At 67.3% G+C, this 20,175-nt stretch carries 16 protein-coding genes and 2 tRNA genes; 10 read left to right on the forward strand and 8 right to left on the reverse strand.

The annotated features are described in order from the left end of the window. Positions 1-96: 96 nt before the first annotated feature. Positions 97-1,770 (reverse strand): thiol reductant ABC exporter subunit CydC, encoded by a 1,674-nt coding sequence (gene cydC, locus V3B46_RS03340; RefSeq protein ID WP_329891128.1) that lies wholly within the window; start codon positions 1,768-1,770, stop codon positions 97-99. Beyond that, positions 1,767-3,512 (reverse strand): thiol reductant ABC exporter subunit CydD, encoded by a 1,746-nt coding sequence (gene cydD, locus V3B46_RS03345; protein ID WP_329891129.1) that lies wholly within the window; start codon positions 3,510-3,512, stop codon positions 1,767-1,769. Before cydD ends, cydC begins: the two co-directional genes overlap by 4 nt. A gap of 227 nt (positions 3,513-3,739) precedes the next feature. On the opposite strand from cydD, the gene V3B46_RS03350 reads away from it, so the two are divergent. From V3B46_RS03350 to pgaD, 10 genes are all read left to right on the forward strand, one after another. Further along, positions 3,740-5,329: a cytochrome ubiquinol oxidase subunit I gene (locus V3B46_RS03350; RefSeq protein ID WP_049423960.1), complete on the forward strand. Its 1,590-nt coding sequence runs from the start codon at positions 3,740-3,742 to the stop codon at positions 5,327-5,329. A 15-nt stretch (positions 5,330-5,344) separates the two neighbouring features. Next, positions 5,345-6,496 (forward strand): cytochrome d ubiquinol oxidase subunit II, encoded by a 1,152-nt coding sequence (cydB, locus tag V3B46_RS03355; RefSeq protein WP_329891130.1) that lies wholly within the window; start codon positions 5,345-5,347, stop codon positions 6,494-6,496. Positions 6,497-6,554: 58 nt separating this feature from the next. Then, the gene (gene cydX / locus V3B46_RS03360; RefSeq protein WP_005410354.1) at positions 6,555-6,671 is read left to right on the forward strand and encodes a cytochrome bd-I oxidase subunit CydX; all 117 of its coding nucleotides are present in this window, start codon (positions 6,555-6,557) and stop codon (positions 6,669-6,671) included. Positions 6,672-6,726: 55 nt separating this feature from the next. Beyond that, positions 6,727-6,803, forward strand: a tRNA-Pro gene (locus V3B46_RS03365). Positions 6,804-6,943: 140 nt separating this feature from the next. After that, a tRNA-Pro gene (locus V3B46_RS03370) sits at positions 6,944-7,020 on the forward strand. A gap of 221 nt (positions 7,021-7,241) precedes the next feature. Then, positions 7,242-8,447 (forward strand): CynX/NimT family MFS transporter, encoded by a 1,206-nt coding sequence (locus tag V3B46_RS03375; RefSeq protein WP_329891131.1) that lies wholly within the window; start codon positions 7,242-7,244, stop codon positions 8,445-8,447. A gap of 342 nt (positions 8,448-8,789) precedes the next feature. Further along, complete coding sequence (gene pgaA, locus V3B46_RS03380) at positions 8,790-10,817, forward strand: poly-beta-1,6 N-acetyl-D-glucosamine export porin PgaA (protein ID WP_329891132.1); 2,028 nt, start codon at positions 8,790-8,792, stop codon at positions 10,815-10,817. Position 10,818: 1 nt separating this feature from the next. Further along, on the forward strand, positions 10,819-12,705 hold the full coding sequence (gene pgaB / locus V3B46_RS03385) for a poly-beta-1,6-N-acetyl-D-glucosamine N-deacetylase PgaB (protein WP_164171373.1): 1,887 nt from the start codon (positions 10,819-10,821) through the stop codon (positions 12,703-12,705). Position 12,706: 1 nt separating this feature from the next. Next, entirely contained in the window at positions 12,707-13,963 is a 1,257-nt protein-coding gene (pgaC, locus tag V3B46_RS03390; RefSeq protein ID WP_049435080.1) for a poly-beta-1,6-N-acetyl-D-glucosamine synthase, read from the forward strand. Further along, entirely contained in the window at positions 13,960-14,430 is a 471-nt protein-coding gene (gene pgaD, locus V3B46_RS03395) for a poly-beta-1,6-N-acetyl-D-glucosamine biosynthesis protein PgaD (protein ID WP_154352994.1), read from the forward strand. Before pgaC ends, pgaD begins: the two co-directional genes overlap by 4 nt. Before the next feature lie 175 nt (positions 14,431-14,605). Here the strand turns inward: pgaD and V3B46_RS03400 are convergent, their stop codons facing one another. The 6 genes from V3B46_RS03400 to V3B46_RS03425 are packed head-to-tail and all read right to left on the reverse strand — an operon-like array spanning position 14,606 to position 20,174. Further along, entirely contained in the window at positions 14,606-15,877 is a 1,272-nt protein-coding gene (locus tag V3B46_RS03400) for a glutamate-5-semialdehyde dehydrogenase (RefSeq protein ID WP_329891133.1), read from the reverse strand. Continuing rightward, positions 15,874-17,031: a glutamate 5-kinase gene (gene proB / locus V3B46_RS03405; protein WP_329891134.1), complete on the reverse strand. Its 1,158-nt coding sequence runs from the start codon at positions 17,029-17,031 to the stop codon at positions 15,874-15,876. The genes V3B46_RS03400 and proB overlap by 4 nt, the downstream gene beginning before the upstream one ends. Positions 17,032-17,042: 11 nt before the next feature. Beyond that, positions 17,043-17,306, reverse strand: coding sequence for a YciI family protein (locus tag V3B46_RS03410; protein ID WP_154352996.1), 264 nt, complete (start codon positions 17,304-17,306; stop codon positions 17,043-17,045). Next, positions 17,306-18,601 carry an argininosuccinate lyase gene (argH, locus tag V3B46_RS03415; RefSeq protein ID WP_329891135.1) on the reverse strand — a complete coding sequence of 432 codons (1,296 nt, stop codon included), beginning with the start codon at positions 18,599-18,601 and terminating at the stop codon, positions 17,306-17,308. The genes V3B46_RS03410 and argH overlap by 1 nt, the downstream gene beginning before the upstream one ends. 20 nt (positions 18,602-18,621) lie before the next feature. Further along, entirely contained in the window at positions 18,622-19,575 is a 954-nt protein-coding gene (gene argC / locus V3B46_RS03420) for an N-acetyl-gamma-glutamyl-phosphate reductase (protein ID WP_329891136.1), read from the reverse strand. After that, positions 19,572-20,174 (reverse strand): GNAT family N-acetyltransferase, encoded by a 603-nt coding sequence (locus V3B46_RS03425; RefSeq protein WP_106468662.1) that lies wholly within the window; start codon positions 20,172-20,174, stop codon positions 19,572-19,574. Before V3B46_RS03425 ends, argC begins: the two co-directional genes overlap by 4 nt. Position 20,175: the final 1 nt, after the last annotated feature.

Below are 20,175 nucleotides of genomic sequence, written 5' to 3' on the forward strand. Positions count from 1 at the left end.
TTTTGCCTGGGGCTGGGCCGCCCCCGGGCCGCAAATTCGCGCACCCCACCCCCCCCCCCCCCCGCCCCCGCCCCCCCCCCGCCACTACCACCGCGATTACGCTTCGCGCACCACCACCCCATCACGCAACCGGTACTGCGCATCCACCACGCCGTCGGGCAGGTCGTCGTGGGTGATCATCAGCAGGCTGCGTCCGTCCAGCAACCCGGAAAGGTCCTGCAGCAATGCACGTGCGGTATCCACATCCAGGCCTTCGGTCGGTTCGTCCAGCAGCAGGATCGGCGCATTGCGCAGCAGGGCGCGCGCCAGCGCCAGACGTCGTGCCTGGCCGGCCGACATCGTCGCGCCGTTCTCGCCCACCCAGGTCTGCAGGCCACCGTTGCGCTCGGCCCACTCGCCCAGGCGCACGCGATGCAGCACCGCCCACAACGCTGCGTCACTGGCATCGGGATCACCCAATCGCAGGTTCTCGGCCACGCTGCCGGCAAATACCGGCGCGTTCTGCGGCAGCCACGCCAGTTGCCGGTGCCAGTGGGCCTGGGCGAAATCACGCAGGTCGCGGCCGCCGTAGGTCAATCGTCCCTGTTGCGGATCCCATAGCCGCAGCAGCAGGCTCGACAGGGTGGTCTTGCCACTGCCGCTGTCGCCGCGAATCGCGATCCGCTCGCCCGGCGCCAGGGTCAGCTGCAGGCCGGACAACACCGGCCGCGCCGCGCCGGGCCACTGGAAGTGCACGTCATCCCAATGCACGCGCGCCGCCTGCGGCACCGGCTGCGGCGCCTGCGGATCCTCCACCGTCGGCGGTTGTTCGACGATGGCCTGCAGGCGATCGGCAGCAATGCGTCCGGACTGCAGCGACTGCCAGGCCAGGCCCATGCCGGCCCACAGTTCGATCAGCGCCACGGTCAGGAACACGAGGCCTGCGGCCATTTCCGGCGCGATGCGCTGCTGTTCGGCCGCATGCAGGGCCAATGCCAGCATCGCCACCAGGCCCAGCCCGGCGACCAGACCATGCAGGGTCGAGGCCGCGATCAGGCGCCAACGCCGACGACGATCCCGCGAGGCCAGCTGCTTGGCAGCCACGCGCACCTTCAGCTGCCAGGCCGCATCGGCATGCAGCGCAGCCAGATCACCGGCACCTTCCAGCCCTTCGAACGCGGCGGTACGCAGTGCGGCGCGATGCGCGGCACGGTCCGCCTCTTCATCGTCGTGGCCACGCACGCCCAGCCACGGCACGCCGAAGGCGATCAGCAAGGCCAGCACCGCCAGCAGCACCGCTGCCGAGGGCAGGATCAGCGCTGCCGAGGCGACCGCCACCAGTGACAGCGCACCCAGCGCCACCAGCGGCCCGATCGCACGCACCAGCAGTCCATCGACTTCGCCGATGTCCCCCAGCAGCCGCGCCAGCAGCTCGCCGGTGCGCGTGGCCCCCAACCGTGCCGGGGCAAGTGGCAGCGCGCGGCGGAAGAACCACACGCGCAGGTCGCGGGCGATGCGCAGCGTGGCATCGTGGCCGACCAGCTTTTCGAAGTAGCGCGACACGATCCGCGCCATGGTCAGGCCACGGATGCCGGCCGAGGGTGAGAAGAAATTGAAGCCCTGGCCGAGGCCGGCCGCACCGGCCAGCGCGGCCGCTGTGAGGAAACCACCGGACAGGCCGAGAAGCGCCGTGCCGGCCAGCATCGTGGTCCACAGCAGCAGCATGGTCAGCAACAGGCGCGGCCGGTGGCGCAGGAACACCGCGCGCAGCGAATCAGGCGAACGGCTCATGCGCGCACCGCCTGTGCCGGCTCGACCAGGCGGCCTTCCGGCAACAGCAGGCAACGGTCAGCCCACGCGATCACCGCCGGGCTGTGGGTGGCGACCACCACGCTGCGCCCGCGTGCATACGCGGCCAGGCTGCGCAGCAGGGCCGCTTCGGTATCGGCATCGAGGAATGCGGTGGGCTCGTCCAGCAGCAGCACCTGCGGATCATGCAGCAACAGGCGGGCCAGGCCGATGCGGCGGGCTTCGCCACCGGACAGGCCGAAGCCGCGCTCGCCGATCACCGTGTCCAGCCCCTGCGGCAGGCGCTGGGCAAACTGCAGCACCTGCGAGGCCTCGGCCACCGCGCGCAGCCGTGCATCGCTGGCACCGGGATCGGCCAGGCGCAGGTTGTCGGCGATGCTGCCGTGGAACAGGTACGGCCGCTGGCTGGCGTAGGCCACCTGCACGCCAGGCCGCAGCTGCAGCTTGCCGGCACGCGGTGGCAACCAGCCGGCCAGCGCCTCCAGCAGCGTGCTTTTGCCGGATCCGCTGGGACCGACCAGGGCCAGGCGCTGGCCCGGCTCCAGCAGCAGGTCCAGATCCTGCAGCACATCCTGCGGCGCGCCCAGCGGGCGCAACACCAGCCCTTGTGCCTGCAGTGGCGGCAAGGCGGCCTCGGCCGGTTCCACCGCCAGCGGCGCAACCTCGTTCTCGATCAGGCCCTGCTCATCGGGCAGCGACTGCAGCAGGCGCTCCACTTCGGCGGCGGCGGCCAGTGCATTGGCGCGATCGTGGTAGTGCGCGGCCAGCCGTCGCAGCGGCGCATAGAACTCCGGCGCCAGCAGCAGGCAGAACAGGCCCGCACCCAGCGTCGGCACCGCTGCGTGCAGCGACATCATGCCCAGATAGCTGAGGCCCAGGTACAGCGCGACCATCGCCACGCTGACCGAGGCGAAGAATTCCAGCACCGTGGACGACAGGAACGCGATGCGCAGCACCTTCAGCGTACGCACGCGCACGCCTTCGGCGGCGGCCTCGATGCCCTCCAGTTCGGCGTCACCGCGTCCATACAGGCGCAGCAGGCCCAGGCCCTTGATCCGGTCGGCGAAATGGCCGCTCATGCGCGCCAGTTCACCCAGCTGCGCGCGCCCGGCGGCTTCGGCGCCCCAGCCCACCAGCATCATGAAGAACGGCACCAGCGGCGCGGTGAACAGCAGGATCAGCGCCACCACCCAGTCCACCCAGGCCACCGCGGCCAGGATCAGCAGCGGCACCACCACCACTTCGGTGCGCACCGGCAGGAAGCCACTGTAATAACTCTCGATCGCATCACCGTGATGCAGCATCAGTTCGCCCAGTTCACCGGTGCGGCGCTGCCGCAGCCACAGCGGGCCATGGCCCAGCAGGCGTGCGAACACGCGTTCGCGCAGTGCCAGGCGGGCGGCGTCGGCCACGTCACCGGCCGCAGCCTGGGTGGCGCTGCCCAGCAAGGTGCGCAGCACCAGGATCACGGCCAGGCCCGCCAGCACCGGCAGCGCCGAGGCCAGCGGCGCGCGCTCCACCAGTACCTGCTGCACCAGCCAGGCGATGGCGGCAGCCTGGCCGATCAACAGCGTGCCAGACAGGCTGATGCACAGTGCCGCCAGCCGCTGGCGGCCCCGGGCGGAGCGTGCCAGATCGGCCAGCCAGGCCGTGCGGACACGCCGCTGGCGGGCAGTTTCAGCTTCCGGGGACAGGCCGTCGGGGGTCGTTTCGGCAGCGCTCAAGGGGTCTTCACGGGCAACGGGGGAGACACGGCATTGTAGGCGCAGGCAACAGCCCGCCTCTGCGGCCAGCGGTCGCAGTCTTCATCAGGTTGGCATACGATCAACCGGGGCACCTGTTCATACATTGATCTGGATCAAGGCTGTTTGAAGTAGTCGGTCACATCATTCACGTCGTAGACCACCCTTCCCGCCACCTGCAACGGCACTATCCACGAGGTAGCCAGGCCATGATTGATCAGACAGTCGTAGAACTGTCGCGGCTGCAATTCGCGCTGACCGCGATGTACCACTTCCTATTCGTACCGCTCACTCTCGGCCTGTCCTTCATGGTGGCCATCATGGAGAGCGTGTACGTGATGACCGGCAAGGAGATCTGGCGCAGGATGACCCTGTTCTGGGGCGTCCTGTTCGGCATCAACTTCGCCATGGGCGTCGCCACCGGCATCGTCATGGAATTCCAGTTCGGCATGAACTGGTCCTATTACAGCCACTACGTGGGTGACATCTTCGGTGCGCCGCTGGCCATCGAAGGCCTGATGGCGTTCTTCCTGGAAGCCACCTTCGTCGGCCTGTTCTTCTTCGGCTGGAACCGCCTGACCAAGGTCAAGCACCTGATGGTGACCTGGCTGATGGCGCTGGGCACCAACCTGTCGGCGATCTGGATCCTGATCGCCAACGGCTGGATGCAGAACCCGACCGGTGCGGTGTTCAACCCGGAAACCATGCGCATGGAAGTCGTCGACTTCATGGCCGTGGTGTTCAACCCGGTGGCGCAGGCCAAGTTCGTGCACACCGTCAGTGCCGGTTACGTGACCGGTGCGGTGTTCGTGATGGCGATCAGCGCCCTGTTCCTGCTGCGCAACAAGCACAAGGACCTGGCCCGCCGTTCGTTCGCGGTGGCCGCGGCCTTCGGCCTGCTGTCGTCGCTGTCGGTGGTGGTGCTGGGCGACGAGAGCGGTTACGCCGCCAGCGAACACCAGAAGATGAAGCTGGCCGCGATCGAAGCGATGTGGGAGACCGAGCGTGCACCGGCCGACTTCACCGCCTTTGGCATCCCAAACCAGGAAACCCACCAGAACGACTACGCGGTGAAGATCCCGTACCTGATGGGCCTGATCGCCACCCGTTCGTTGAACCAGCCGATTCCGGGCATCCTGGAACTGGTCGAGCGTGCCGAACACCGTGTGCGCGGCGGCCAGCTGGCCTACGGTGCGCTGGAACGCCTGCGCGCGAACAAGAACGACGTTGAAGCGCGCGAGATGTTCGACCGCCATTGGCAGGACCTGGGCCATGGTCTGCTGCTCAAGCGCTATCGCGATGACATCCTCAACGCCACCCCGCAGGAAATCTCGCAGGCGGCGATGGACACCGTGCCGCGCGTGATGCCGCTGTTCTGGACCTTCCGCGTGATGGCCGGCCTGGGCTTCTACCTGATCGCCTTCTTCGCGCTGGCCTTCTACTACTCCTGCCGCAACAACTTCCAGGACAAGCGCTGGTTCCTCAAGCTGGCCCTGTGGACGCTGCCGGCACCGTGGATCGCGATCGAATGTGGCTGGTTCGTGGCCGAATACGGTCGCCAGCCGTGGGCGGTCGACGGCGTGCTGCCGACCTTCTATGCAGCATCGGGCCTGGCCCTGCATGAAATCGTGCTGACCCTGGCCGGCTTCACCGCGATCTACACCGCGCTGATCGTGGTCGAGATCAAGCTGATGCTCAAGGCGATCCGCAAGGGTCCGGACGAGGTGCTGCCGTCGCTGCAGTCGCCCCAGCCGCATGCTTCCCACAATGCCTCGGCGCCGGCCGCCGGCCAGGCCTGAGGCAGGAGAACCAAGATGGATTTCATTCTTCTGGACTACACCACGCTGCGCGTGATCTGGTGGTTGCTGCTCGGCATCCTGCTGATCGGCTTCGCCGTGATGGATGGTTTCGACCTGGGCGTAGGCACCCTGCTGCCCTTCGTCGCCCGCAACGATGCCGAGCGCCGGCTGGTGATCAACACCATCGGCCCGGTCTGGGAAGGCAACCAGGTCTGGCTGGTGCTCGGTGGCGGTGCGATCTTCGCCGCCTGGCCGCCGCTGTATGCGGTCAGCTTCTCCGGCTTCTACCTGGCGATGTTCGTGATCCTGTTCGCCCTGATCCTGCGTCCGGTCGGCTTCAAGTTCCGCAGCAAGATGCCCAGCGAGCGCTGGCGCAACACCTGGGACTGGGCGCTGTTCATCGGCGGCTTCATCCCGGCGCTGATCATGGGCGTGGCAGTGGGCAACGTGGTGCTGGGCGTGCCGTTCCACTTCGATGACAGCATGCGCATCTTCTACACCGGCTCGTTCTTCGGCCTGCTGATGCCCTTCGCGCTGCTGGCCGGCCTGCTCAGCGTGTCGATGCTGGTCGCCCACGGTGCCGCCATGCTGGTGCTGAAGACCGATGGCCCGGTGGCCGAGCGTGCGGCCCGCTTGGGCAGCATCGCCGCGATCATCGCCTTCGTGCTGTTCGCCGTCGGTGGCGCCTGGGTAGCCTTCGGCCTGCCGGGTTACCAGATCACCTCGCAGGTGGTCACCGATGGCGCCACCAATCCGCTGCTGAAGACTGCCGAACTCGGCGCCGCCGGTGGCTGGATGCGCAACTACAGCACGATGCCGGCCACGATCCTGGCCCCGCTGCTCGGCCTGGCCGGCCTGCTGGCCAGTGCGGTGCTGCTGCGTGCCCGTCGCGGCGGCCTGGCCTTCATCGCCTCCGGTGCGGCCATCGCCGGCATCATCCTGACCGTCGGCTTTGCCATCTTCCCGTTCCTGCTGCCGTCCTCGAGCCAGCCCACCTCCAGCCTGACCGTGTGGGATGCCTCGTCCAGCCACCTGACCCTGTGGATCATGCTGCTGGCCACGGCGGTGTTCCTGCCGATCATCATCGGTTACACCACCTGGGTGTACCGCGTGCTGAAGGGCAAGACCACCACCGAAGAAATGGGCAACAACCCGAACGCTTACTGATCGCTTGCACGTGTGCCGATCAACGGTCGGCACCTACCCGGAATGAAGGAGACTGATCATGTGGTATTTCGCCTGGATTCTCGGCGCCGGCCTCGCCTCGACGGTGGCCATCCTCAATGGCATGTGGTTCGAAGCCCGCGAGCAGAACCGTATCGAGAAAGAAAATCGTCGCTGAGCTGTAAAAAAACCTTGCCGCCTTGGCCTTCACACGGTATCTTAGGCGGCTCCTTCGGGGTGTAGCTCAGTCTGGTAGAGCGCTACGTTCGGGACGTAGAGGTCGCAGGTTCGAATCCTGTCTCCCCGACCACTCAAGTGGTCGCATTGAAGCCTGGTGAAGTCGTCCAGGCTTTTTTGTTCCCTGAAGTGGCACTGCTTCGGCAGTGTGAAGAAAACAGCATTCACCCCTTGCCGCCATCGGGGTGAACCGCTAGAATAGGCGGCTCCCTTCGGGGTGTAGCTCAGTCTGGTAGAGCGCTACGTTCGGGACGTAGAGGTCGCAGGTTCGAATCCTGTCTCCCCGACCACTTCGGTGGTCACCAAGAAGCCTGGAAGACATCACTGTCCTCCGGGTTTTTTTGTATCAAGTGCCAGGCCGCCCGCATGACGGGACCTTGCCGCACAGCGCACGTACAATGGCCGCGCTGCCGGCCCTCCTGCAGCCCCTCCCCCACCTGCCGCTTCGGCGTAGACCGATGCCGGCGCTGCATGCCGTTGCTGCGGCGTGCGACACCTGCAAGGACCACCGATGAGTTCCTCCCCTTCCGATTCGCCGTCGCTGCTGCACGGTCGTGTCCTGGCGTTTGCCGCGATCCTGCTGGCAGCGGTCAACCTGCGCACTGCGGTCACTTCGATCACCCCGCTGCTGGACGTGCTCGGCCAGCAGTTCGGCTTCGGCACCACCATGACCGGCGTGCTGGGCATGCTGCCGACCGCCTCGTTCGCGCTGTTCGGCGTGGCTACGCCGGCATTGGCGCGGCGCCTGGGCCTGGAACGCACCACGCTGCTGGCGATGGTGATGGCGATGGCCGGCCTGCTGCTGCGTTCCAGCGCCAGCAACGTCGGCACGCTGCTGCTCGGTTCGGTGGTTGCACTGGCCGGCATGGGCATCGGCAACGTGGTGGTGCCGCCGCTGGTGAAGCGCTATTTCGCCAACAAGGTTGGCACCATGAGCACGCTGTACATCAGCGTGCTGCAGTTGGGCACGATGCTGCCGGCGCTGCTGGCAGTGCCGGTGGCGAATGCTGCGGGCTGGCGCGTGTCGCTGGGCATGTGGGCGCTGCTGGCGCTGGCCGCCGCCCTGCCGTGGCTGCTGCTGGCCCGGCGCGCACCGAAGCCGCAGGCCGACGCCACCGATCCCACCGCACAGCCGCACGGCAAGGTCTGGCGCACGTCACTGGGCTGGAGCATGACGCTCATGTTCGGCATGACCTCGCTGATGACCTATTCGATGTTCACCTGGCTGCCGCGCATCGTGGTCGAGGCCGGTGGCACGCCCGCGTTCGGCGGCGTGATGGTCGCCGTGTTCTCGGCACTGGGCCTGCTGCCGTCGCTGGTCATTCCGTCGATGGCGGTGCGCCTGCAGAACCCGTTCCCGCTGGTGCTGATCGGCTTCTTCTCGTTCGTGATCGCCTTCACCGGCCTGCTTGTGGCCCCGATGAAGGCGCCGCTGCTGTGGGCCTGCCTGCTCGGCGTCGGTCCGTCCACCTTCCCGCTGGCGCTGACCCTGATCAACCTGCGCACCCGCACCCCCACCGGCTCGGCCGCGCTGTCCGGGTTCATGCAGGGCGTGGGCTACAGCTTCAGCTGCCTGGGGCCTTTCCTGGTCGGCTGGCTGCACACCGTCAGCGACGGCTGGACGATCCCATTCAGCTTCCTGTTCGGCTGCGCCACCCTGATGCTGTGCGCCTCCTGGGTGGCCTGCAAGCCGCGCAAGCTGGAAGATCTCTGGTAAGCCGCGTGGGGCCCCACAACCCGCCCACCTACCGCTCGTCTGCCCTTCTGCGCATTTTGACGCCGGGCTGACAATTCCGGGCGGATAGTGCCCACGAATGCCCATCCTTGCCGCGTGCCGGCATCGGGCATGGGGGCGGCCGCGCCGCCCAGGCCACCACTCGGTGTGCGGGGGACTCTCGTTTCAGACAAGACATTGCAGGTCGCTGTCCTGGTTTCGCCCATCCCTGCTGGATGGGAGTTCGCGAGGGGAGTGACGCAGGCCACGGCCATCCCAAAATCTGGCATGTGATGTGCGTCACATTTTTCAGGTTGTCTGGTTCGGAAGCCAAGGGGGTCCCCAATGGTTGTCCACCGCCGGCTGGCGCTCTGCGTCGGCCTTGCCTGTACCGCCCTGGCCTGGGCCAGCAGCGCTGCCCCGCCTGACCGCGAGGCGGCCCTGGCCGAGATCGGCCGCTACCGCGACCAGGCCCGTTGGCTGGAAGCGCTCGGCGCGATCGAGCGCGCCAGCCAGCAGCAGCCCAATGACGACCTGCTGTTCAAGCTGCGCGTCCTGACCCTGGGCGACATCGGCAATGCCTGGCGCGCCTGGGAGCTGTACCAGCAGCGCCCGCAACTGTTCGACGCTGCACAGAAGCAACGCATCGAAGGCGACTACCTGGCCAAGCTGGTGGTCTGGAGCCTGGCCTACAGCAGCAGCGAAGACAGCCGGCTGGAAGAAGCCGAATCGACCCTGGCGCGCATGCAGCGCTACCTGAGCAGCGAAGGCACCCCGCCTGTGCAGGCGCCACTGCGCATCCGCATGGACCGGCTGATCCTGCTCAACCGGCTGGGCCGCCATGCGCAGGTGCGAGAGGAAGCCCGCGCACTGCAGGCTGAAGGCCATGCCCTGCCCGACTATGTTCTGCCTGCGGTCGGCGATTCGCTGATGGGCACCCTGCATCCGGAAGAAGCCATTCCGGTGCTGCAGGCGGCCGTCGCCGGCGATCCGACGCGCGACGCCTCGCATTCGGAACTGGCTTACGCCTACCTGGAAAGCGAGCAGCAGGAAAAGGCCGTCGACCTGCTGCAGACGTGGCGCGACAAGGAACCTGCCTGGCGCTGGAGCAACGGCAAGTCGCCGTATCCAAACTGGTCGCGCTACGAAGCCGACCTCAACCTGGCAATGGTGCGCGCCTACAGCGGTGACCTGCCCACCGCACAGCGCGATCTGGAATCGATGGTCGACATCGCACCGGGCAACGGCGGCCTGCAGAGCGCGCTGGGCAGCGTATACATGATGCGCGGCTGGCCACGCAGGGCGCTGCAACGGCAACAGATGGCGCATGCGCTGGACCCGCGCGACATCGAGCCACGGCTGGGCATGCAGGAAGCCTACGTCGCCCTGCAGCGCGATGACCTGGCGCGACCGCTGCACGACGATCTGGTCGCGCGCTACCCCACCCAGCCCGCCGTCGAACGCATGGACCAGGCCTGGCGCGCGCACCGCGGTTGGCAGCTGAAGGCATGGACCGACATCGGGCGCAGCTCCGGTGGTGGAGGCACCTCGCCACTGGGCAACGACGACCGCCGCTATGGCATGGAAGTGCAGACACCCGTACTCGACGATCGCTGGCGGCTGTTCGCCTTCGCCGACCGGCGCTCGGTCGATTTCCAGGACGAGCGCATCGACCCGCTGTGGCTGGGCGCGGGCGTACGCTACCGCTTCGGCCGTCTGGATGCGGAAGCTGCAGTGCTGCGCGCCAACGACCACATCGGTGATACCGGCCTGCGCGTCGGCGTGGGCTGGCAGTTCAACGACTACTGGCATGCCGGACTGACCGCCGCACGCAATGATCCGGAGGCATCAATGCAGGCGCGCGTGGCCGGCATCACTGCCGACAGTGTCGGCGCGCAGGTCGACTATCGGCGCAGCGAGCGCACGCACTGGATGTTCGGCGCCAGCCGCTTCCGTTACGACGATGGCAACCATCGCGAACTGTTCAGCACCCGCGTCGAGCAGCGGCTGCTGACACGCCCACGGTGGCTGATCGATGGCCTGGCCAGTGCCTACACCAGTCGAGGCAGCCGCGATGATGCTCCCTACTTCAACCCGAAGCGGGATCGCATGGTCGAGATCGGCCTGCGCATCGACCAGCAACTGTGGCGCCACTACGAACGCCACTTCCGGCACCGGCTGACCATCTCGCTGGGCGACTACTGGCAGGACGGCTTCGGCAGTGCACTGGTGCCGTCGGTGTTGTACATGCACGAGTGGCAGCTGGGCCAGGGACGCGTGTTCGAGTATGGCGCGCGCTGGTCGCGGCCGGTCTACGACGGCCATCGCGAACGTCATATCGGCTTCGAAGCCGCACTGCGCTGGGGAGACTGACATGACCCGCATCCTGCGCCTGATCGTGCTCCTGCTGCTGTCGGCTGCGCCGCCGGCCTTCGCGCAGCAGGCCCTGCATCTCGATGCGATCGACAACGGCCTGCTGATCCTCAGCTACCACGACATCCGCGACCAGGTCGCAGCCAAGGGAGATGCCGATGCCTATGCGGTGAGCACGCAGAACTTCGCCGCCCATCTGGACTGGCTGGGGGCACACGGTTACCACCCGGTGTCGCTGTCGCAGGTGATCGACGCCTCCCAGGGACGCGCCACGCTGCCACCGAAACCGGTACTGCTGACCTTCGATGACGGCCTGCGCAGTGTCTACGACAAGGCCTTCCCGTTGCTGCAGGCTTACCGCTATCCGGCGTTGGTGGCGGTGATCACCGACTACGTGGACATGGCACCTGGCCGCACCATCGACTATGGCTACCGGCCGTTCGGCCGCGACGACTTCATCACCTGGGCACAGCTGAAACAGATGCACGACAGCGGCCTGATCGAAGTGGCCAGCCATACCGACGACCTGCACCACGGGGTGCTCGCCAACCCACAGGGGAACTCCACCCCGGCTGTCGTGACCCGAGTTTACAACCCCTCCACGCGCAGCTATGAGAGCGAGGCGCAGTACGCGCAACGCCTGCGCGCCGATCTCTCGCGCAGCGTGCAGCGCATCGAGCAGCACCTGGGCGTGCGCCCGCGCGCCATCGTCTGGCCATACGCGGCCTACAACCAGTTGAGCAACGACATCGCCGAGCAGTTGGGCATGCCGGTGTCCTTCGATCTGGAGGGCCGCAGCACGCCGGTGGCCAGCGACCTGCATGGCCTGGCGCGCTTCCTGGTCAGCGACAACCCGACCGTGGAAGGGCTGGCCTACGAGCTGCGTCGCGACGTCGCGCTCGATGGCATCCGTGCCCTGCAGATCGACCTGGATGATGTCTACGACCCCGAGCCCGCACAGCAGGCGCGCAATCTGGATGCACTGATCGAGCGGGTCAAGCGCATCGCACCGACGCACGTCTACCTGCAGGCGTTCGCCGATCCGGACGGCAACAACACCGCCGATGCACTGTACTTCCCCAACCGCCACATGCCGATGCGCGCGGACCTGTTCAGTCGCGTCGCCTGGCAGCTGAAATCGCGCGCGGGGGTGAAGGTCTACGCATGGCTGCCGGTACTCGGCTTCGAGCTGCCCGACCCGGTGCAGCGCAAGGCGCTGGCAATCCGCAACGGCGATGCCGATGGCATGTACCGGCTGGACTTCACCAATCCCCAGGCGCGCCAGGTCATGCTCGACATCTACGAGGATCTGGCGGTCAACTCCTACTTCGAGGGCCTGCTGTTCCATGACGATGGCTATCTGCGCGACACCGAGCTGCCCACGCTGGCGGCCGGCGATGGGGGCAGCGCACGCACGCAGGCGCTGATCGACTTCACCCTGGCGCTGCGCAACAGCGCGCAGCGCTGGCGGCCGAAGCTGGCCACGGTGCGCAACCTGTACGCGGAGCCGGTGCTGCGCCCGCAGAGCGAAGCCTGGTTCGCGCAGCGCCTGGACCTGTTCAACAAGGCCTACGACCAGACTGCACTGATGGCGATGCCGTGGATGGAAGGCAGCAAGCATCCGGAACGCTGGCTCGACCAGCTGCTGGCCGCGGTGCGTGCACATGACCCACAGTTGCAGCACACCCTGTTCGAACTGCAGACCGTCGATTGGCGCAGCGGGCAACCGATTCCCGCCGAGCGCCTGCGCGCGCAGATCCGCCAGCTGCAGGCGCAGGGCGTGCACCACTTCGCCTGGTACCCGGACGACTTCATCGCCGACCAGCCCTCCACCCGCGATGCCCGCGCGGCAATGTCCGCCGGCAACTTCCCGTACCCGGAGAAGTGACATGGACATGCATCCGTTGCTGCAGGTCCTGTTCCAGTTCGCCTTCTACTACCCGATGGTGATGGCATTCTTCTGGATGTCGGGCGGCCTGTACTACTACTTCCGGCGCGAACGCCATTCGCGCCCACGCAACGACCCGCCGCTGATGGTCGATCCACCGTTCGCGAGCCTGCTGATTCCCTGCCACAACGAGTCGGCGAACCTCGACGACACACTCGGCGCGGCGCTGGCACAGCGCTACCCGGCCGACTATGAAGTGATCGCCATCGACGACGGCAGCAGCGACGACACCGGTGCCCGGCTGGACGTGTTGGCGGCGAAGCACCCACGCCTGCGCGTGCTGCACCTGGACCGCAACCTCGGCAAGGCCAATGCGCTGCGCATGGGGGCGCTCGCCGCACGCTCGGAATACCTGGTGTGCATCGACGGCGACGCGATGCTGGAAGAACACGCGCTGCACTGGATGATCTGGCACCTGGTCAGCGGCAACCGGGTCGGCGCGGTCACCGGCAACCCGCGCATCCGCAACCGCTCCACCCTGCTCGGACGCCTGCAGGTGGCCGAGTTCTCCTCGATCATCGGCATGATCAAGCGCGCGCAGCGGGTATACGGGCGCATCTTCACCATCTCCGGGGTGATCGCCGGTTTCCGCCGTACCGCCCTGCACCAGGTCGGCTGGTGGTCCGATGACATGGTGACCGAAGACATCGACATCAGCTGGCGCCTGCAGCGCGCGCACTGGGACATCCGCTACGAGCCCAACGCACTGTGCTTTATCCTGATGCCGGAAACCCTGAAGGGACTGTGGCGGCAGCGGCTGCGCTGGGCTCAGGGCGGCGTGGAGGTGATGCTGCGCCATGCCCGCTCGCTGCTGCACTGGAAGGAGCGGCGCATGTGGGGCGTACTGCTGGAGTACGTGCTCAGCGTGATCTGGGCTTACACCATGTTGTTCATCGTGGTGCTGTGGGCGCTGGGCAAGTTCATCGAACTGCCCCCGCAACTGCATATCGCCAGCCTGCTGCCGGAGTGGCATGGCGTGATCCTGGCCCTGGTCTGCCTGCTGCAGTTCGCCAGCAGCCTGATCATCGACCGTCGTTACGAAACACAGATTGGACGCAACTACTTCTGGGTCATCTGGTACCCGATGGCGTACTGGTTGATCAGCCTTTCCACCACCCTGGTGGCGTTGCCGAAAACCCTGCTGCGCCGTCGCAGCAAGCGCGCCACCTGGACCAGCCCTGATCGGGGGATCCGATGAACGCACAACGCCCGTCCAACCGCTTCGACTCGCGGATGATCCGCAAGCCGCATCGCCAACCACGCTTCCAGCGCACCGCCTGGGGCTTCGTCACCCTGGCGTTCTGGGGGTTCTACTTCTACCTGTGGGCGCCACTGGTCACACTGGTGTCGTGGCTGGTCGGAGGCCAGCTGGCCTGGCAGCAGCTGTACGAACGGCAAAGCCAGTTCGACCCCTATGTGCTGGTGGCGTTGCCGCTGATGCTGCTGTGCGCCAGCGTACTGCTGATCGGCTGGGCCGAGTACAACCGCGCGCGCTTCCGCGGCCGAGACCGGCGCCTGCCGCGGCCGCTGGCCAGCCTCAACGAAGTGGCCGCCGACCTGGGGGCCAGCACCGGGCTGGCCGAGCGTCTGCTGGGCTGCAAGGCCGCTACGCTGCACATGGACGATCACGCGCGACCGATCGGCATCCGCCGCGAGGTGGTGTAGCCCTGCTGCCCGGTAGCTGCCGACCTTGGTCGGCGCTTGCTTGGGTAGATGCCGACCTTGGTCGGCGCTTGCTTGGGTAGATGCCGACCTTGGTCGGCGTTCTCTCCAGTGGGTGCCGACCTTGGTCGGCACCGATGTCCGCCACGAGGAGCATCCCCGCATGGCGTGGACCTACTTACGTGCGGGTCTGCCCTTCACCGCGCACGACAAATCGTTCGACGGTGAGTGCCTCCAGCCCCATCGGGCCGTACGCGTGCAGGCGCGTGGTGGAGATGCCGATCTCGCTGCCCAGGCCCAGCTGGCCGCCGTCGGAGAAACGCGAGGACGCATTGACCATCACCACTGCCGAGCGCAGCGCAGTCACGAAGCGCTCGGCGTTGCCCGCGTCTTCGGTGACGATCACTTCGGTATGGTCGGAGGTGTAGGCACGGATGTGCGCGATGGCAGCGTCGAGATCGTCAACCACGCGCACCGCCAGCACCAGATCAAGGAACTCGGCGGCATAGTCGTCTTCGGTGGCCAACGTGCTGCCCGGCAGCAGCGGCTGCGCCAGTGCATCGGCGCGCAGCTGCACGCCGCGCTCGCCGAGCGCCTGCGCCACGCGCGGCAGGAACGCTTCGGCCACCTCGCGGTGCACCAGCAGCGTTTCCAGCGAGTTGCAGGCTGCAGGGCGGCTGCACTTGCCATCCAACAGCAGGTCAATGGCCTTGCCGAGGTCGGCGCTGGCATCCACGAACAGATGGCACACGCCCTTGTAATGCTTGATCACCGGCACCCGCGCATGCTCGGCAACGAAGCGGATCAGGCCTTCACCGCCACGCGGAATGGCCAGGTCGATCAGCGCATGCAACTGCAGCAGTTCCAGCATCGCTTCGCGGCGTAGGTCGGTCAGTACGGTCACCGCAGCCGGCGGTACGCCGTTGGCCTTCAATGCGCCTGACAGCGCCTGGGCGATGGCGGTGTTGGAGTGGATCGCCTCGGAACCTCCGCGCAGGATCACGCCATTGCCGGCCTTCAGGCACAGGGCGGCCGCTTCGGCGGTCACATTCGGGCGGGCTTCGTAGATCATCGCGATCACTCCCAGCGGAACGCGCACCTTCTGCACACGGATGCCGTTCGGACGCACATCGTCGCGGGTGACCTGGCCGACCGGATCGGGAAGCGCAGCGACCTCACGCACGGCTTCGGCCATGGCGAACAGGCGTGCCTGGTCCAGCGCCAGGCGGTCGAGCATGGCACTGCCAACGCCCTTGTCGCGCGCCGCGGCGAGGTCACGTGCATTACCGGCCAGGATCAGCCCGGCATTCACTTCCAGCGCCTGTGCCATCGCCAGCAGCAGCGTGCGGCGGGCCGCACTGTCGAGGCCGGCAACGATCTGGGCCGCGTCACGGCAGGCACGCGCCTGCGCTTCGATTTCGCTCATCGGGGTGTCCTTCAAACCGGTCATGGCAGCACCAGATCGTCGCGATGGACGACACTGCCACCGTAGTTGTAGCCCAGCACGGCCTCGATGTCGCGCGAATGGCGACCGGCGATCCGGCGCACATCATCGGCGGCGTACTGGCTGACACCGCGGGCGATGCAGACGCGGCCCTGTGGTGCATTCCAGCACACCTGCACCATATCGCCACGCCGGAACGCGCCCTCCGCACCGGTGATGCCACCGGGCAGCAGCGAGGCGCCCTTCTCGCGCATGGCCTGTGCCGCACCGGCATCGATCACGATCGCGCCTTCGGTCAGCGGTGCATGCCGCAGCCAGTGCTTGCGGGCCGCCTCGCGGCAGCGCGCGGCGTGGATGCGGGTGCCGAACAGGCGGTCCTGCGCCAGTGCACGCACCACGTCGCTGCTACGGCCGTTGAAAAGGTAGGTCTCGATGCCGAGACGACCCGCCTTGGCCGCCGCTTCCAGCTTGGTGCGCATGCCGCCGGTACCGGCGCGCGAACCTGCGCCGCCGGCCATCGCCAGCACCTCGTCACTCAGTTCCGGCACGTCGTGCAGTGGCCGCGCATCGGCCACGGTGCGCGGGTCCGCGCTGTACAGGCCGTCGATGTCGGTGGCGATGAACAGCGCATCGGCATCGACCAGCGCGGCCACGGTGGCGGCCAGGTTGTCGTTGTCGCCGAGCTTGAGTTCGTCCACCGACACGGTGTCGTTCTCGTTGACCACCGGCAACGCGCCCAGCCGCAGCAACTCATTGAGCGTGGCGCGTGCGTTGAGGTAGCGGCGGCGGTTGCGCAGGTCGTCGTGGGTCAGCAGCACCTGCGCCACCGGGCGCTCGAAGAAGCGCTGCCAGAGCCCGATCAGCTGGGCCTGACCGAGCGCAGCCAGCGCCTGCCGCGCTGCCATCGCTGCGCCCGGCTCATCGGCCCGCGGCAGGATCGCGCGACCGGCAGCGACCGCGCCGGAAGACACGATCACCACCTCACGCCCGGCCAGTACATTGGCCGACACGAACTGTGCCAAGCCCAGCGCGTGGCGAGGTGACAGGCCGCCGCCATCGGCGGCCAGCAGGCTGCTGCCGACCTTCAGCACCGCACGCCGCCACGGCGGCAGCGCTTGTTCGGGGAACGGCGAGGCGACGTGGGCAGCGTGCTGGATCATCGGTCAGGCTCTCAGCGGGTGTTCCATTCGTGCACGGTCAGCTCGGAGGCCTGCATCGTCACCAGCGGATCGGTGGCGACGATGGCCTGCGCCTGCGCCAGGCTGTCCACGTTGCACAGCACATAGGCGCCACCGCTGCCATCGGCAAAACCGCCGGTCAGCTGCAGCTTGCCCTGTGCCTGCAACGCATCGAGAAAGTCACGGTGCGGCTGCACGGCGGCGGCGTTGAAATCGGGCCGGCGCATGGCCAGCACCAGGTAGACGGTGCCGGCCATCAGGACAGCGCCTGCCAGCGCGCGTGCAGTTCGTCCAGGCGCAGGTCGGCGGCCGAACCCGGCGATACGCGTGCGGCCAGGCTGCCTTCCGGGGTACGCCCCTGCCCTGCGCTGTCGGCACCGGCGGCAGCAGCCTTGTAGGCCTCGCGGAACGGCACACCGGCCACGGCCGCTTCCACGGCGACGTCGGTGGCATACATGCCCGAGTCGATCGCTGCGCGCAGCCGGTCGTCACGCCATTCCAGGTTGGCCAGCAGCGCCGGCAGCAGCTCCAGCGCGGCCAGGCCACGGCCGAAGCCGTGGAAGATGGCGCCCTTGGACGACTGCAGGTCGCGGTGGTAGCCCGACGGCAGCGACAGCAGCTGCTCGATCTCGGTGCGCGCGGCTGCGACACTGGCGTGGGTGGCGCGCATCAGCTCGATCACGTCCGGGTTGCGTTTGTTGGGCATGATCGAACTGCCGGTGGTGTACTGCGCCGGCAGCGCGACGAAGCCGAACTCGGCGCTGGTGAACAACGACAGGTCCCAGGCAATGCGACGCAGGTCCAGCGTGGCACCACCCAGTGCTTCCAGTGCGGCCAGCTCGAACTTGCCGCGCGACAGCTGCGCGTAGATCGGCGAGATCTGCATGCGCGCGAAACCGAGCGCGGCCGTGGTGTGCTCACGGTCCAGCGGCAGGTTCACACCGTAGCCGGCAGCCGTGCCAAGCGGATTGGCGTCGACCAGCGCATGGGTGTCGCGCGCGCGGATGGCGTTGTCGATGAAGGCCTCGGCCCAGCCGGCCCACCACATGCCGGCCGAGGACACCACGGCACGCTGGATGTGGGTGTATCCGGGAATCGGCAGATCCTTCTCGGCCTGCGCACGGTCCAGCGCGACCTTGGCAACTTCGGCGCTGAGTTGGGCCACACGCAGCAGCTTCTCTTTCAGCCAGAGCCGGGTGGCGACCAGGATCTGGTCATTGCGGCTGCGGCCGGTGTGGATCTTGCGGCCGGCATCGCCGAGACGTTCGGTCAGGCGCGCTTCAATCGCCGAGTGACCATCTTCGTACTGCGTATCCAGCACGAAACGGCCTTCGCGGAAGTCCTGCGCCAGCACCTCCAGTTCGCGCAGCAGGCCTTCCAGCTCGTCGGCGCTGAGGATGCCGATGTGCTGCAGGCCTTGTGCATGCGCGGCGCTGGCGGCGATGTCGTGCAGGAAGAATTCGCGATCGAGGATCACGTCATCGCCGGCGAGGAAGGTCTGGATCTGGGCGTCGACAGCGACGCCGGGCTTCTGCCAAAGAAGGTCTGCCATGGGGGCTCCGGAATACGTGTTCAGTGCGGGATCGACGTCAGTTCGTCGATGCCCAGCGCGAGGTTGAGGTTCTGCATGGCCTGGGTGGCCGCACCCTTCAGCAGGTTGTCCAGGGTCGCCACCACCACCACTCGCTTGCCGCCCGGGGCCAGCGTGAAGCCACCGACCTGGGCACCGTGGCGGCCGGCGATGCGGCTGACCCAGGGCGCTTCATCCAGCACCTCGATCAGCGGTTCGCCGGCATAGGCCTGCTGGAAGCGCTCGACGATCTGCTCGCGGGTCTGCACCCGGTTCAGCCACAGGTTGGCGGTAAGCGTGATGCCACGGAAATGCGGCGCGACATGCGGCATGAACTCGACAGCCACGCCCAGCTGCACCGACACCTCGCGCTCATGCACGTGGTTGGTCAGCGCATATGGCATCAGGTTGTCTGCCAGCAGTTCGACGTTGTTCTTGTCCGACGGCGTGGTACCGGCACCGGAGTAGCCGGAGACACCGAAGCACTGCGGCGGGCCAGCCAGCAGGCCCAGTAGCGGATGCACCGCCAGCTGCATCGCGGTGGCATAACAGCCCGGGTTGCTGATGTGTTTCTGTCCGTTGTAGCGGCCTCGGGTCAGCTCCGGCAGGCCGTAGTACCAGCTGTTGTCGAAACGGTAGTCGGCGGAGAGGTCGACGATGACGGTGTCCGGTTTCGCGGTTTCAAGCGCGGCCACGAACGGTGCGGCCAGGCCATTGGGCAGGGCCAGGATCACCGCATCCACGCCCTTGGCCGCCACCGCGTCGGCATCCAGGTTTTCGTACTGCAGGTCACCCTGGAATTCCGGATGGTGGTCGGACAGGCGCTGCCCGGCGCGCTCGCGTGAGGAGACGAAAGCCAGTTTCAGCCGCGGGTGGGCGGCCACCAGCTTGATCAGCTCAGCGCCGGTATGGCCGCGGGCACCGACGATGCCCAGGGTGAAAGTCGAATCGTTCATGCGTGACTGTCCAGGCGGTACTGCAGGTGGCGCTTCACGCCCTGCCATTCCGCATCGATGATGGAGAAGATGACGGTGTCGCGCGGCGTGCCGTCGGCATGCCGCTTGTGGTTGCGCAGCACGCCATCCTGCTTGGCGCCGAGGCGGGCGATGGCGGTGCGCGAGGTGAAGTTGAACCAGCTGGTTTCCAGCACCACGCTGATGCAGCCCATGGCCTCGAAGGCGTGCTGCAGCAGCAACAGCTTGGCTTCGGTGTTGGCGCCGGTGCGCTGCACGCGCGGCGCATACCAGGTGTAGCCGAGGCTGAGCTTGGGCACGCCGGCATCCATGTCGTAGAAGCGCGTGCTGCCGATGATCTCACCCGCCGCATCGCGGATCACGAAGGGCAGCACCTTGCCTTCGGCCTGCGCCTGCAGCGCGGCCTGCACATAGGCCTCGGCCCGGTCCGGTGACGGCACCTGGGTGTACCAGAGCCGGTCCAGGCCGCTGCCTTCCAGCACATCGCGCAGACCCGGCACGTGCTCCATCTGCAGCGGCTGCAGGGTTACGTGCTGGCCGCGCAGGGTGGGAACCGTGTTCCAGGCATCGAGGTTGTTCATC

Origin of the sequence: Stenotrophomonas sp. SMYL11, assembly GCF_036320005.1 — a bacterium.
Classification (GTDB): domain Bacteria; phylum Pseudomonadota; class Gammaproteobacteria; order Xanthomonadales; family Xanthomonadaceae; genus Stenotrophomonas; species Stenotrophomonas maltophilia_A.

Coding starts and splice junctions, on each gene's coding strand:
- cydC (WP_329891128.1), bottom strand. CDS start 1,770: ATGAGCCGTTCGCCTGATTCGCTGCGCGCGGTGTTCCTGCGCCACCGG.
- V3B46_RS03350 (WP_049423960.1), top strand. CDS start 3,740: ATGATTGATCAGACAGTCGTAGAACTGTCGCGGCTGCAATTCGCGCTG.
- cydB (WP_329891130.1), top strand. CDS start 5,345: ATGGATTTCATTCTTCTGGACTACACCACGCTGCGCGTGATCTGGTGG.
- cydX (WP_005410354.1), top strand. CDS start 6,555: ATGTGGTATTTCGCCTGGATTCTCGGCGCCGGCCTCGCCTCGACGGTG.
- V3B46_RS03375 (WP_329891131.1), top strand. CDS start 7,242: ATGAGTTCCTCCCCTTCCGATTCGCCGTCGCTGCTGCACGGTCGTGTC.
- pgaA (WP_329891132.1), top strand. CDS start 8,790: ATGGTTGTCCACCGCCGGCTGGCGCTCTGCGTCGGCCTTGCCTGTACC.
- pgaB (WP_164171373.1), top strand. CDS start 10,819: ATGACCCGCATCCTGCGCCTGATCGTGCTCCTGCTGCTGTCGGCTGCG.
- pgaC (WP_049435080.1), top strand. CDS start 12,707: ATGGACATGCATCCGTTGCTGCAGGTCCTGTTCCAGTTCGCCTTCTAC.
- pgaD (WP_154352994.1), top strand. CDS start 13,960: ATGAACGCACAACGCCCGTCCAACCGCTTCGACTCGCGGATGATCCGC.
- V3B46_RS03400 (WP_329891133.1), bottom strand. CDS start 15,877: ATGACCGGTTTGAAGGACACCCCGATGAGCGAAATCGAAGCGCAGGCG.
- proB (WP_329891134.1), bottom strand. CDS start 17,031: ATGATCCAGCACGCTGCCCACGTCGCCTCGCCGTTCCCCGAACAAGCG.
- V3B46_RS03410 (WP_154352996.1), bottom strand. CDS start 17,306: ATGGCCGGCACCGTCTACCTGGTGCTGGCCATGCGCCGGCCCGATTTC.
- argH (WP_329891135.1), bottom strand. CDS start 18,601: ATGGCAGACCTTCTTTGGCAGAAGCCCGGCGTCGCTGTCGACGCCCAG.
- argC (WP_329891136.1), bottom strand. CDS start 19,575: ATGAACGATTCGACTTTCACCCTGGGCATCGTCGGTGCCCGCGGCCAT.
- V3B46_RS03425 (WP_106468662.1), bottom strand. CDS start 20,174: ATGAACAACCTCGATGCCTGGAACACGGTTCCCACCCTGCGCGGCCAG.